The sequence below is a fragment of the Thiocapsa sp. genome, assembly GCF_018399035.1.
GTDB lineage: Bacteria > Pseudomonadota > Gammaproteobacteria > Chromatiales > Chromatiaceae > Thiocapsa.
In genome coordinates, this window is sequence record NZ_CP073760.1 from 3,375,706 (window position 1) to 3,389,108 (window position 13,403).

The window sequence follows — 13,403 nt, forward strand, 5'->3', positions numbered from 1 at the left end:
CTGAGTCTCCTGATCAGTCCCGGGCGATGCCGACGGCATCGTCTTGCGCCGCGGCGAGGGCGTGATCGTTCTGTGCCTGTATCGCGGTGATCGTCACCGTGTTGACGATGTCGGTCACGGTGCAGCCGCGACTCAGATCGTTGACGGGCTTCTTCAGGCCCTGCAGCACCGGGCCGATGGCCACGGCATTCGCACTGCGCTGGACCGCCTTGTAGGTATTGTTGCCGGTATTGAGGTCCGGAAAGACGAAGACGGTCGCACGACCGGCAACCTCGCTGTCGGGCATCTTCGAGCGGGCGACGCCGATGTCGACCGCCGCATCGTACTGGATCGGACCTTCCAGCTTGAGGTCGGGACGACGCTCGCGCGCGATCCTTACCGCCTCGCGCACCCGCTCCACGTCCGCGCCCTTGCCCGAGCTGCCGCTGGAATAGGAGAGCATGGCCACACGCGGCTCGATCCCGAACGCGGCGGCCGTCCCGGCCGAGGTAATGGCGATGTCGGACAGGTCTTCCGAAGTCGGGTTCGGGTTGACGGCACAGTCGCCGTAGACCAAGACCCGATCGGCGAGACACATGAAAAAGACACTGGAAACGAGCTTCACTCCCGGCTTGGTCTTGATGATCTCGAACGCCGGTCGGATGGTGTGCTGGGTGGTGTGCACGGCACCCGACACCATGCCGTCGGCGTCGCCCATGTGGACCATCATGGTGCCGAAATAGCTCACGTCCTCGAGTGCATCGCGTGCCATCTGCTCGGAGATGCACTTGTGCTTGCGCAGATCGAAATAGGTTTGTGCATAGCGCTCGCGGTCCGGGGCCGTGATCGGGTCGATGATGGGGATCCCGTCCAGCTTGAGCCCCAGCTCGCCGATCCGACGACGGATCTTCTCGGGGTCGCCGAGCAGGGTCAAATCGACGACCTGGCGCAGCGTGAGGATCTCAGCCGCCCGCAGGATCCGCTCGTCGGTGCCTTCGGGCAGCACGATGCGCTGACGGCGCGACTTGGCGCGTCGCACCAGCTCGTACTCGAACATCAGCGGCGTGGTGCGGTCGGAGTGTCGCACCGCGATTCGAGCACGCAGCTCTTCGATGTCCACATGCCCTTCGAAGAGGCCGAGGCCGGCCGCGATCTTGCGCTCGTCGCCGGGGAGGATGGTCGCCTCGATGCCGTTGACCCTCATGGCCGTGGTGAAGGTGTCGGTCGGCACGCGCAGGATCGAGACCTTGGTGCGGCGCAGCCCCTCGAGAAGACGCTGGACATTCTCCGCCGGCTGCAGCCCACCGGTCAGGAGCAGCCCGGCCACACGCGGGAAGGACGAGGAGACGTCGGCCGCGAGACTCGCGAGGATGATATCGGAGCGGTCCCCGGCGGTGATGATGAGACAGCCGTCCTCGATGTAGCTGAGGAAATCCGGGACCTCCATCGCCGCGATCTTGTAGTTGGAGACGACCTGGTTCATCGCGTCGCCGTCGCCGCAGAGACACTCGCAGTCCAGGGCCTTGCGGATCTCGCCGACGGTGGGCATCCCGAGTGCGGCCTGGCGCGGCAGGACATAGACGTTCTCGCGCTCCGGCAAGAGCTTGCGCGCACGGGTCTTGACCGTCTCGACATGCTCCGAGTCGACCCCGTTGATGACGCTCGCGAGGAAGTCTCCGCCGCGATTGCGCATCGACTCGTGGGCCATGTAGAGCGCCTCGAGTGCCTCTTCCGGGCTGCGCCCGAAGCCTTTCACCACGACCACGACGTTGCAGCCGAGGTTGTTGGCCAGGTCGGCGTTGAAGTCGAACTCCAGGGAAGGAACCAGACCGTCGAAGTCGGTCCCGGCGCAGACGACAAGGTCGCAGCTCTCTTCCAGCATCTTGAACTTGTTCAAGATCATCTTGAGCAGCTCGTCATACTGACCGGCCGCAACCAGATGACTGGCGGTCTCCGCCGTACAACCGTAGAGCATCTCCGGGGAGAAGGGCAGATCGTAACGACTGCGGATGAGTGTGGTCAGGTTGTCCTGCTCGACGCCCTTGGAGACGATCGGGCGGAAGAACCCCACCTTCCGATTGATGGCGTAGAGCATCTCCATGAAGCCGAGAACAACCACGGACTTACCGCTGCCGGAACCGGCACCGGCGATGTAGACGCTTTGCATGGATCTTCCTCTTGCGCGAAACAGGCTGGACGGGGTCGAGCGACCCGATCGAATGATTGGATGATTCGGCACGACGAACGCCCCGAATGCTGCACTGCGCAAAAATACCAGATAACGGCCTCACACCGCGACCTCGCGTTAAGCCGCGTCCGAGCGACATGTCGATGTGCGGCTCAGGTCCGCATCCTCGACCAGCCGGCGTGCCCCGAAGGGCCGCCGCTTTCGCCACGGTGCGCTCCTTCAGGCGAGCACGCGATTCATCTCGCCGGCGATCCGGTTCAGCGCCGCTTGGACGCGCCCGGAGCGCTCGTTGTCCGACTCGACACCCGTCACATGCGCGGTCAGGCGAACTCCTCGACGGCCAGCGCCTGCAGTTGCGCGACAAAGGGCGCGGCGTCGGCCTCCGTCACGGTCACCGTCTCGTCGAGATCCAACGCTGCAAGCGCCGCGGCCATCGCCAAGACCTTGGAGGCGCGATTCGTCACCTGCACCCACGGCAAGATCAGAAACCGAGCGTTGTCGAGCACGCCGCCGAGCCGTTCAGGTGCGGGGGCGAAGGGGCATGCGAAGATATGGGTAATCGCATGCCTGCGATCCTCTCGTACGAAGCGCGATTGAAGCCCGGTCCCGGGACCGCCGACTTCAGGCGGCACGCGTGGGACCGCCGACTTCAGTCGGCGAGCGCGGGACCGCCGACTTCAGTCGGCCCGCGGCGAAGATGCTCGTGCTGGAGCAACGGACGAAGATCGGCAATTCAATGTAGATCATCGCCGCATGACGAGACGCCGGAAGCGGAGTTTTTTGGCCCATGCGTGCTTAGGCTTTCGGGGGATCTTCGCCGACTGAAGTCGGCGGTCCCGGGGTCTTGCAGGTTCACCGGTGCCTGTTGATCGGGTACATTTCACGGCCGGATGAGGTCGCTGCTTGATTGGACGGAGGTCGGGCCTCGTCACATCCGGCGCCGGCACGCTCGTCCCGATTCGATCGCGCGCAACAGGACTGCCCATGCCCATGACGTCCCGCTGGACTGCCATCGCTCAATCCCAGTTCCCTTGGGAACGGGAGGCGCTCGACTGGCTGCGGGAGCAGCTTCCCGACCTGGAGCCCTGGCACGCCTGGTCGAATTTCGAGTTCATCGATGATGATGGGCGGGTCAACGAGGTCGATACACTGGTCCTGGCGCCGGCGGGACTCTTCCTGATCGAGATCAAGAGCCGCCCCGGCCTCTTGACCGGCGATGCCCACACCTGGACCTGGAGCGGCGAAGGTCGCCGCTTCACCGACGACAACCCGCTGGTGCTCACCAACCGCAAGGCCAAGCGGCTGGTCGCGCTGCTGCGCCGCCAGCCGGCGCTGGCCAAGGCCAGGCTGCGGGTCCCCTGGGTGCAGCCCCTGGTGTTTCTCTCCTCCACCCGCACCGACTGCCGACTGGATCTCGCGGGCCGGGCGCACGTCCACGGCCGCGGCACGCCGGGCCGTGCCGATGATCCGGGCATCCTTGCGGCCTTGACGGTCCCGGTCGGCGGCGCGATGGGTGCCGTGCGGACCCCACGCGTCGATCGCACCGCGGCCCGGGCCATCGTCAAGGCGATCGCCGAGTCGGGGATTCGCCCCTCGAACCGCTCCCGTAGGGTCGGCGACTATCAGCTCAATGGCCTGCTCGCGGAGGGCGATGGTTGGCAGGATTTCGAAGGGGTGCATGTCAGTGCCGGCGTCCATCGCCGCATCCGCGTCTACCCCTTCGCGGGGGGCGCCGGCGAGCCGCTGCGCGCGGACCGCAAACGCTCGGCGCTGCGTGAGTTTCAGATCCTCGAAGGGATGACGCATCCGGGAATCGTCAAGCTCTACGACTTCAAGGAGTCGGAGCTGGGTCCGGCGCTCGTCTTCGAGCTGGACCCGCAAGCCCAGCGACTCGACTTCTGGCTGCGCGAGCGCGCGGAGACCTTGAACCTGGACCTGCGTCTGCAGGTGCTGCGGCAGCTTGCCGATGTGCTCAGGTATGCCCACGGCCGGCGCCTCTATCACCGTGCGCTGGCGCCGCAGAACGTGCTGGTGAAGTCCCCGGACAGCGCCGCTCCGGTCCTGCAGGTTCTCAACTGGCAGGCTGCGGTGCGCGAGGCGACGGCCGGCGCCACCCATCTGCGCACGCAAGGGACGGCGCACATCGAGGCCCACCTCGAAGCGCCGAGCCAGGTCTATCTGGCGCCGGAGGCGCTCCGTCCCGATATTGCCGCCGGGCCGCACATGGATGTCTTCTCCCTGGGGGCCATTGCCTACCTGCTGTTCACCGGCAAGCCCCCGGCGAGTTCCATCCTGGAGCTTGCCGAACGCCTGCGCACGGGTCACGGACTGCGGATCTCCGATACGCTGGACGGGTCCGTCCAGGCGTTGCAGGACCTGGTGCAATCCAGCACCCAGCCGGAGGTCAGCAGCCGCATCGCCACCGTCGACGAGTTTCTCGACTACCTTGAGCTGGTCGAGGACGAGCTGACGACACCCGCGCCCGAGGCCACTGTCGACCCGACGGTGGCGCGCAAGAACGACCGCCTGGACGGGGGCTTCACGGTGCTGGCCCATCTGGGCAAAGGCTCCAGTGCGGTCGCCCTCAAGGTGCGTCCCGACGGCTCGGATGAAGACCTGGTGCTCAAGGTCGCACTGGATCAGACGCAGGACGAGCGGGTGCGCGCCGAGGGCGAGGTCCTCGCGCAACTGGGCCATCCCAATATCGTCAAGTACCGCGGCACCCGCAGCGTTGCGGGGCGGACCGCGGTCCTGATGACCCAGGCCGGCGAGCAGACCCTGCGCAAACGCATCTATGAGCCGGAACCGCTCTCGCTCGATCTGGTGGCCCGTTTCGGCGAGGAATTGCTGTCCGTCGTCAACTACCTGGAGGCCGAAGGGGTCACGCACCGCGACATCAAGCCCGACAACATCGGCATCGCGACGGCCAAGGATAAGCGTCTGGCGCTGGTCCTCTACGATTTCTCGCTCGCGCGCACCGCGCCGGAGAACCTGAATGCCGGGACCCGTCCCTATCTCGATCCCTTTCTGAGCCTGCGCAAACCCCCGCGCTGGGATCTCTACGCCGAGCGCTTCGCAGTGGCCATGACCCTCTACGAGCTGCTCGGCCGTGCCCTCCCGACGTGGGGCGACGGTGCGAGCGAGGCCGCGACCCTGGACTGTGAAGCGACGATCGAGTCCGAGCGTTTCGATCCGGCGCTGCGCGAGGGGCTCACCGCCTTCTTTGCCAAGGCGCTACGCCGCGAGGCCCGCGAGCGTTACGACAATGCCGAGGAGATGTTGCGCGCCTGGCGTCGCGTCTTCGACGAGGCGCGGCGGCCGACCAGCGACGCGGACGACCTCGATGCCATCGCCCGCCGAGCAACCCCCACGACCACCATCGCCGAGCTGGGTTATGGCCTTGAGGCCCAGAACGTGCTCGACCAGATGCATATCCACTCGGTCCGCGAGCTGCTGGCGGTCGATCGGGTGCGCTTCCGCTACCTCAAGGGCGTCGGCGACAAGGTCCGCAAGGAGATCCGGCTGCGCGCCAAACGCCTGGCGCAGTTGCGTCCCGACCTGGTGCCGGGCGGGTTGACGCTGCTTGACAGCGAGGCCGTTGGTGGCCCGGGCGCCGCGGATTCCAGCATCGACGACCTCGCGGCCCGGTTGCTGCCGCGACGCCCCCTAGGGGATGACCGCCCGGAGGAGCGTGCCCTGGGCATCTGGCTCGGACTGGAGCCCGTGCCGGAATCCGGCGCCGCCCCAGCCGCGCTCTGGCCGGCGCTCGGCGCGGCCGCCCGGGCCTGCGATCTGGCCCGCGGCCGCGTGACCGATGCGCTGGTGCAGGCTCGGGAGCGCTGGCTCAAGGCCCCCGCCATCACGGCCGTGCGCGAGCAGATCATGGCCCTTCTTGAAGCCCATGGCGGGGCCATGACCAACGAGGAGACGGCGCGGGCGCTGCTGGCTGCCCGCGGCTCGGTCGAGCGGGTCGACCAGGAGCGTCTGAGCCTGGCCGGCGCGGTCGCGCGCGCCGCGGTGGAAGCCGAGGCCGGCCTCGCCGCTCCGCGTTTTCTGGTCTTCGATGGACCCCGTCAGCCCCTGGTCGCCCGCGACCAGGAGAGCGCCGATTGGGTGCTGGCCCTGGGTCGGGAGGCCGACCGCCTGGCCGTCGTCGAGCCGATTCTCTCCCCGCAGCGGATCCGGGATGCACTGCAAGCGGTCCCGGCCCCCGATGGCCTCGTGATCCCCGCGCCGTCCCGGCTGGTCAAGCTTGCGGCCGACGCGTCCGTGCGGGCGGCGCTCTCCAGCCGCGGCGAGCTCTACCCGCGCGGGATGGCGCCCGCCCAAGCGATTGCGCTCGCCTTCGGTGCGCTCGCGGGGCAGCCGAAGCTCACTGTCGAGCAGATTCGGGAGCGCGTCCTGGGGCGCTATCCGGAGGCGGCCCCGTTGCCTGCGCCGCCGGCGCTGGACGGGCTCTTGACTGAGGCGGGTCTGGATCTGGTTTGGCGTCCCAACCACCTCGACGGCCCGGCCTACGAGCGATCGGCCGGTCAGTTCGACCCCACGGCTGGCTCCAGCACGACCTATCAGCGCCTGGCCACCATTGCCGCGGGCCTGCCCGTCACCCCGGAGATCGCCGCCGCCCGCCAACTCGAGCAGAAGCTGGACAGTGCGCTCCGCGGCGGCGGCTTTCTGGCCCTGAGCTGCGGTGTGCGACTGGCGCGGCATGTGGAGGACGAGCTGCTGCGCCGCTTCGACCTCGCCCGCCTCAGTCTCGACGCACTGCTGCTCAAGGCGATGCGCGACCAGGCCGAGGCACTCCAGGTGAGTTGGCCGCTGGTCTCGCGGGCGGACGGCGGCGGCCCCCGGGGGGGCGACTGGGGCCGGCTCCAGCAACTCGTGAGTCGGGCGGTACCGACGGTCCGCGAGCGGATCCTGTCCGAAACCCGAGCGGTGTTGCTCACGCAGCCGGGACTGATGGGCCGTTATCGCCTCCAGGGCCTGCTGACCGACCTCCAGGACGCCGTAAGCCGCCCCGGCGGGCTGCCGGGACTCTGGATGCTGGTCCCCATGATCATCCCCGGCCCGCCCGCAGTCGACGGCTTCGCCATCCCCACCATCAGCGCCGCGCAATGGGCCGTCGTCCCCGAGGCATGGACCAAGAACCTGCACCGCACCGGAACCGGGGAACAGCAAAAGGACCGCCGACTTCAGTCGGCGAGAGAAGCCAACTCAAGTCGACCGTCCCGGGCCGACTAAAGTCGGCGGTCCGGGGGCTTGGACCGCCGACTTCAGTCGGCAAGTCTGGTCCCGGCCTGGAACCAACACGGCACCGCCGTCAAGAATAGAAGCAAAGGCACCAACGGAGTCACCGCATGATCGATGGCCGCAAACTACTGGACCGGCTGCGCGGGCTACAGACCCGCCTGGTGAGCGATCTGCGCGAGCGGATCGACGCACAGCCCGAGGTGGAGGCGGGCCTGCGCGCCGAGTGGCAGCGGGCGCGTGAGACGGGCCGCATCGGCCAGACCTATGCGGACTGGCGGGAAGACGAGATCGCCCAGGCAACCGTGCATTGGGTGCTGGCCTGCGTCTTCCTGCGCTTCATCGAGGACAACGGACTCGTGGAGCGCCCCTGGCTCTCCGGGGCGACCCGTCATCAGCGCGACCTGGCCCAGGACCGGCACGACGAGTTCTTCCGGGCACGGCCGCTGGATTCGGATCGGGACTATCTGCTCGCCTGCTTCGAGGACGCCGCCCGCTTGCCCGGCATGGGCGGGCTCTTCGATCGCACCCACAACCCGCTCTGGCGTCTCTCCCTGTCCGGCGACGGGGCCGTGGCGCTCCTGCGCTTCTGGCAGCAGGTGAACCCGGACACCGGCGAGCTTGACCACGACTTCAGGTGCGAGCCCCTGGATACCCGCTTCCTCGGCGACCTCTATCAAGACCTCTCCGAGCCGGTGCGCAAAAAGTACGCCCTGCTCCAGACGCCCGAGTTCGTCGAGGAGTTCATCCTCGACCGCACCCTGACCCCGGCCCTGGCAGAGGTCGGCTACCGCGAGATCCGGCTGATCGACCCGACCTGCGGATCCGGTCACTTCCTACTCGGCGCCTTCCGTCGACTCTTTGATCTCTGGGCGGCCAACGAGCCCGCACGCAACCTGCCCGACCTGGCTCAGCGGGCGTTGGACGCGGTCTACGGCGTCGACATCAATCCCTACGCGGTGGCCATTGCCCGGTTTCGGCTGACCATGGCGGCCATCGTCGCGGCGGGCATCGGGCGGCTCGCCGACGCGCCCGATTTTCAGGTCCGCATCGCGGTCGGCGACAGCCTGCTCCACGGGCGGCGCTTCAATGCCCTGGACCTGGGCGGGGAGGCGGAGAATCTGGCCGGCGCCGGGTTCGGCCATGCCTATGCGACGGAGGACCTGGAGGCGGTCAATCGCATCCTGGGGCAGCGGTATCATGCGGTGGTCGGCAATCCGCCCTATATCACCGTGAAGGATCCGGCGCTCAATGGGCTCTATCGCGGGCTCTACAAAGACACCTGCCACATGAAGTATTCGCTGGTGGCGCCCTTCACCGAGCGCTTCTTCGATCTGGCAGTCGATGCCGGCGATCAGCGGCCCGCCGGCTACGTGGGGCTGATCGTCGCCGACTCATTCATGAAGCGGGAGTTCGGCAAGAAGCTCATCGAGAATTTCCTGCCGCGGGTGGATCTGACGCACGTCATCGCGACCTCAGGCGCCTATATTCCTGGCCATGGGACGCCGACGGTGATTCTGTTCGGTCGGAACCGGCGGCCGCTTGAGTCGGTCGTGCGCACCGTGATGGGGATCAAGGGGGAGCCGGCGACGCCGGATGATCCGGCCAAGGGGTTGGTGTGGACGGCGATTCTCGAGCAGTTGGAGCGGGCGGGGAGCGTGGGGGAATTTGTGAGTGTTTCCGATGTGCCCCGTGGCGTTTTTGGGCGGCATCCTTGGAGTATTGGGGGTGGGGGTGCGGCGGATTTGCGGGAGTTCCTCGATTCTCACACAACCTTACTCCGGAGTCGGCTACACGAAATCGGATTTGGATGCATCATCAGCGAAGAAGAGGCATTTCAACAGTCAACCGTCGAAAGAATCAGCACAGATAGTGCGCTCTGGCGGGATCTCGTCGTTGGCGACACCGTGCGCGATTGGGGGCTTGGCAGGCTAGATCCAATCCTGTTTCCATACACCTCTGATATCACGCTAATAGAAGAAAGCCGACTCAGCCACCGTCTTTGGTGGAGCCGCACTCTATTGGGAAACCGCCGGGATTTCGGCAATCAAACTTACTTCCAAGCGGGTCGTCCCTGGTGGGAGTACCATCAGATTCCGATTCGCCGCAATCAGTTGCCGCTGAGCATCACCTTCGCCGACATCGCCACCCACAACCACTTCGTCCTCGATCGCGGCGGCAAGGTGTTCAATCGTACGGCACCGGTCATCAAGCTGCCGGCTGGCGCCACCGAGGATGACCATCTGGCGCTTCTCGGGTTACTCAACAGCTCGACGGCCTGTTTCTGGTTGAAGCAGGTCTGCCACAACAAGGGGAGCACGGTGGACCAGCATGGCGCCCGTCAGCGCACGGCGCCGTTCGAGGACTTCTATGCCTTCAACGGGACCAAGGTGCAGGAGTTCCCCCTCGTCGATCCCCCACCCACCGACCTCGCCAGCCAGCTCGACACCCTGGCCCGAGAGCTGGCCGAGTGCCTGCCAGCCGCCGTGTTGGCAGACGCCAAGGCCAAGACACCGGGGCCTTCGGCCGACTCGTCCGGGGGTTCCGATGACCAAGGCTGAAAGCCCAGGGACCGCCGACTTTAGTCGGCGAGTCGAGATGCCGACCGAAGTCGGTGGTCCCGGGCCGACTGAAGTCGGCGTTCCGTCCGGGCCGACCGAAGTCGGTGGTCCCGGGCCGACTGAAGTCGGCGGTCCGTCTGGGGCGACCGAAGTCGGTGGTCCCGGGCCGACTGAAGTCGGCGGTCCTGGTGGGCCTTTGGGGTGGTATTCGAGGGGGTATTTGCCGCATTTGGATACGCCCGGGTTGATTCAGGGGGTGACGTTTCGGCTGGCCGACTCGCTGCCGAGGTCTGTGCTTGAGCAGATGCGGTCGGCGGCCGGGGACAGTGCGGCGCGGCGGGAGCTGATCGAGGGTCAGCTCAATGCCGGCTTCGGTGCCTGCTGGCTGCGCAACCCACAGATCGCCGGTCTGGTCGAGGCGGAGCTCCTGCGGTTTGACGGCAGCCGGTATCGGCTGCTGGGTTGGACGCTGATGCCCAATCATGTCCATCTGCTGGTCGAGACCTGGCCGGACCATGCCTTGTTTAAGGTGGTGCAGGGCTGGAAGGGGTCTTCGGCAGTCGCCGCCAATCGTCTGCTGGGACGGACCGGGGCCTTTTGGGCCAGGGATTACTTCGATCGTTATATCCGTGATGATGCCCACCTTGCGGCGGCGATCCGGTACATCGACCAGAATCCGGTCAAGGCCGGTTTTGTCGAGCGGGCGGAGGAGTGGCCGTTCGGAAGTGCGCACCGACGGACCGCCGACTTTAGTCGGCGAGTGGAGATGCCAACTGAAGTTGGTGTTCCCGAGCCGACTGAAGTCGGCGGTCCGTGCTTGCCAACTGAGGCTGGGGGTCCCGGGCCGACTGAAGTCGGTTGTTCGGGTGGGGTGAGGTCGTGATTGCCTGGTGGTCAGATGTGCGCAAGGTGCGATGATCCTGCAAGCTTGTTCCTAAGTGAGGCTCGAACGAAACTGATGTCCAAACCACTCGATCCCGAGACCGCGCGGGCGGCTCGGGCCTATCTCGCGCGGATCGCGGAGCGTTACGACCTGGCCGGGGCCCTCCTCTTCGGTAGCCGGGCGCGACACAGTCATCGTGCGGATAGCGACGCAGACGTGGCGATTCTGCTGCGGGGACCGCGCGGACACTTTCTCGACACCAAGCTCGACTTGGCCGACATCGCCTTCGACGTGCTGCTGGAAACCGGGGTGCTGATCCAACCCCTACCGATTTGGGAAGATGAGTGGGAGCACCCCGAGCATCACAGCGCTCCGACGCTGATCCGCAACGTCAAGCGCGAGGGCATCAGACTGTGACGCCTGCAGACCTGATGGACAAGGCCAAGCGGGCTTCGGCTTCGGCAGAGCTGCTGCTGAATGCGGGGGATCCGGAGGGGGCCTGCAACCGGGCCTACTACGCCATGTTCGACGCCGCCCGGGCTGCCTTGATCGCCTCCCGGCCAGGCGCCGACGCTGATGCAGAGATGACCAAGGTGCGAACCCACAGTGGTCTGATCACAGCGTTCGGTCTGAGGTTGGTCAAGACGGGACGCCTGCCCGTGGAGCTCGGCCGGGCTCTGAACCGGGCATCGGAGCTGCGACTGGCTGCCGATTACACGGGCGGTCCGGTTACGAAAGGCCAAGCCGAATGGATGGTGAACCAGTCAAAAGCCTTTATCGCCGAGGTTCACCGGGCCTTCACCTCGCATGAGGGAGAACCATGAGACTCGCCTACGACCCGACGACCGATTCACTCTATATCCATCTGACGGATTCGCCTGCGACCGATTCGGACGAGGTCTCCGAGGGCGTTGTGCTCGACTACGACGCCAACGGGGCCTTGGTCGGCATCGACGTGCAACACGCCAGCACCAAGGCCGATATCCGGCGTCTGTCGGTGTCGCACCCGCCTCTTCAGACCCTGGACGCCGCCTGAGACGCCCGATGACTGAACCCTTGCGACAGCGGCTCGACAGGTCCCGAGCACGGGCGGAGGGCATCCGGCGCCGGATGATCGCCCTTCAGGAAGAACTGGATTGGCGTTGTTATCGCCTCTACGGCCTGCTCGATACGCCGCTGGACACCGATCGCCCGCCCGAGGTCGCGCTGGGCGAGCGTGCATTCGAGATCCTGATGGCCCGGCGCATGGCGGCGGGCGCGTTGGAGACCGCCTGGTTCACCCGCCATGGATCCACGCCGATCACCGCGATCCCCGCGCACTGGCCGGAGGATTACCGGGCCTTGGTGGCGCAGCGGATCGCGCTGATCGAGTCCGACCGCAACATCGCACTGATCGAACGCCCGGAGTACAAGCGGCGCTGGTCCTGGACGCCTTGGGAGGAGCAGGAGCGCGATGCGCTGCGCGGTTGGCTGCTCGATCGTCTCGAGACGCTCTTTTCCGGCCGAATCGGTCCGGAGACGGCCGGGGTCCAGGCGCCCGAGCCCAAGGTGACGACCACCGTCCGGTTGGCGGACCGGCTTCATGATGATCCCGAGTTCATGGCGCTGGCCGCGGTCTATCGGGGGCGGGTGGACTTCGACCTGCCGGCCCTGGTTGCCGAGCTGGTCGAGTCCGAGTCCGTGCCCTTCCTGCCGGTCCTGCGCTACAAGGAGTCGGGACTGCGCAAACGCGCCCAATGGGAAGAGACCTGGCGCCTCCAGCGCCGGGAGGATGCCATTGATGCGCAGGTTGAATCCGAGCAGCGCGCTCGCCAGGCTCTGGATCCGCAGGCCGACCCAGTCGTCTCCGCGCAGGCAACCGCCGAGGCCCTGGCGGCTGAGCAGCGCCGCCGCAAGCAGGCGGAGTTGGGCGCGATTCCGGTGCCGCCGAAGTACCGGTCCGCGGACTTCATCAAGGCGACCTGGTGGAGCCTGCGCGGCGGTCTTGACGTGCCCAAGGAGCGTTTCGTGAGCTTGCCCGGCTGCGAGCGCGACAGCGACCGCGGCTTGCCGATCCTGTGGGCCGGCTGGAGTCCGCTGCAGCAGGCCATGGCCATCGCCGCCTACTATCTGGACATGAAGGAGCGCGAGGGCTGGGACGCCGGGCGCCTGACCCCGCTGCTGTGCGGCGTTCAGGAGCTGTTGCCCTGGATCCTGCAGTGGCACAACGACGTTGATCCCGACACGGATCAGCGGATGGGCGAGTATGTCGCGGATTTTCTGGCCGATGAGGCTCGCGCGCTCGGCCTGACGCTGGATGCGCTGCGGGCCTGGTCGCCCCCTGCCGCAACGACACCGAGGCGGGGAGGGCGACCTCGTCGCGCCCGGTGAGGGCCTTGCGGGATGGATCCCCGGACCGCCGACTTCAGTCGGCGAGTTGAGACAAGACGCCGACTGAAGTCGGCGGTCCGCCGTGCCGACTAAAGTCGGCGCTCCGGGCTGGCTGTTGCGATCCCGTGAGCCTTGGGCCGGCGAGCACGAAGAGGCTACCATGCAAGACAGCGGC

The 13,403-nt window shown here is 66.8% G+C and carries 9 protein-coding genes; 7 read left to right on the forward strand and 2 right to left on the reverse strand.

What is annotated here, in order from left to right:
* Positions 1–13: 13 nt before the first annotated feature.
* Both pta and KFB96_RS26865 read right to left on the reverse strand, forming a co-directional pair.
* Positions 14–2,146: a phosphate acetyltransferase gene (gene pta / locus KFB96_RS15305; protein WP_213457633.1), complete on the reverse strand. Its 2,133-nt coding sequence runs from the start codon at positions 2,144–2,146 to the stop codon at positions 14–16.
* A 341-nt stretch (positions 2,147–2,487) separates the two neighbouring features.
* Positions 2,488–2,799 (reverse strand): hypothetical protein, encoded by a 312-nt coding sequence (locus KFB96_RS26865; RefSeq protein ID WP_300970378.1) that lies wholly within the window; start codon positions 2,797–2,799, stop codon positions 2,488–2,490.
* A 352-nt stretch (positions 2,800–3,151) separates the two neighbouring features.
* Here KFB96_RS26865 and pglW point away from each other — a divergent pair, with 352 nt between their 5' ends.
* From pglW to pglX (KFB96_RS15345), 7 genes are all read left to right on the forward strand, one after another.
* Positions 3,152–7,408 carry a BREX system serine/threonine kinase PglW gene (gene pglW / locus KFB96_RS15315; protein ID WP_213457632.1) on the forward strand — a complete coding sequence of 1,419 codons (4,257 nt, stop codon included), beginning with the start codon at positions 3,152–3,154 and terminating at the stop codon, positions 7,406–7,408.
* Between the two features lie 116 nt (positions 7,409–7,524).
* Positions 7,525–9,975 carry a BREX-2 system adenine-specific DNA-methyltransferase PglX gene (gene pglX, locus KFB96_RS15320; RefSeq protein ID WP_213457631.1) on the forward strand — a complete coding sequence of 817 codons (2,451 nt, stop codon included), beginning with the start codon at positions 7,525–7,527 and terminating at the stop codon, positions 9,973–9,975.
* 220 nt (positions 9,976–10,195) lie between these two features.
* Positions 10,196–10,858, forward strand: coding sequence for a transposase (locus KFB96_RS15325; protein ID WP_300970381.1), 663 nt, complete (start codon positions 10,196–10,198; stop codon positions 10,856–10,858).
* A gap of 75 nt (positions 10,859–10,933) precedes the next feature.
* Positions 10,934–11,275: a nucleotidyltransferase domain-containing protein gene (locus tag KFB96_RS15330; protein ID WP_213457630.1), complete on the forward strand. Its 342-nt coding sequence runs from the start codon at positions 10,934–10,936 to the stop codon at positions 11,273–11,275.
* 14 nt (positions 11,276–11,289) lie between these two features.
* Entirely contained in the window at positions 11,290–11,682 is a 393-nt protein-coding gene (locus tag KFB96_RS15335) for a HEPN domain-containing protein (RefSeq protein ID WP_213457629.1), read from the forward strand.
* Positions 11,679–11,894 carry a DUF2283 domain-containing protein gene (locus KFB96_RS15340; protein WP_213457628.1) on the forward strand — a complete coding sequence of 72 codons (216 nt, stop codon included), beginning with the start codon at positions 11,679–11,681 and terminating at the stop codon, positions 11,892–11,894. The genes KFB96_RS15335 and KFB96_RS15340 overlap by 4 nt, the downstream gene beginning before the upstream one ends.
* A gap of 8 nt (positions 11,895–11,902) precedes the next feature.
* A complete protein-coding gene (pglX, locus tag KFB96_RS15345; protein ID WP_213457627.1) occupies positions 11,903–13,228 on the forward strand; it encodes a BREX-2 system adenine-specific DNA-methyltransferase PglX in 1,326 nt (441 codons plus the stop codon).
* Positions 13,229–13,403 lie beyond the last annotated feature (175 nt).

Coding starts and splice junctions, on each gene's coding strand:
- pta (WP_213457633.1), bottom strand. CDS start 2,146: ATGCAAAGCGTCTACATCGCCGGTGCCGGTTCCGGCAGCGGTAAGTCC.
- pglW (WP_213457632.1), top strand. CDS start 3,152: ATGCCCATGACGTCCCGCTGGACTGCCATCGCTCAATCCCAGTTCCCT.
- pglX (WP_213457631.1), top strand. CDS start 7,525: ATGATCGATGGCCGCAAACTACTGGACCGGCTGCGCGGGCTACAGACC.
- KFB96_RS15330 (WP_213457630.1), top strand. CDS start 10,934: ATGTCCAAACCACTCGATCCCGAGACCGCGCGGGCGGCTCGGGCCTAT.
- KFB96_RS15335 (WP_213457629.1), top strand. CDS start 11,290: ATGGACAAGGCCAAGCGGGCTTCGGCTTCGGCAGAGCTGCTGCTGAAT.
- KFB96_RS15340 (WP_213457628.1), top strand. CDS start 11,679: ATGAGACTCGCCTACGACCCGACGACCGATTCACTCTATATCCATCTG.
- pglX (WP_213457627.1), top strand. CDS start 11,903: ATGACTGAACCCTTGCGACAGCGGCTCGACAGGTCCCGAGCACGGGCG.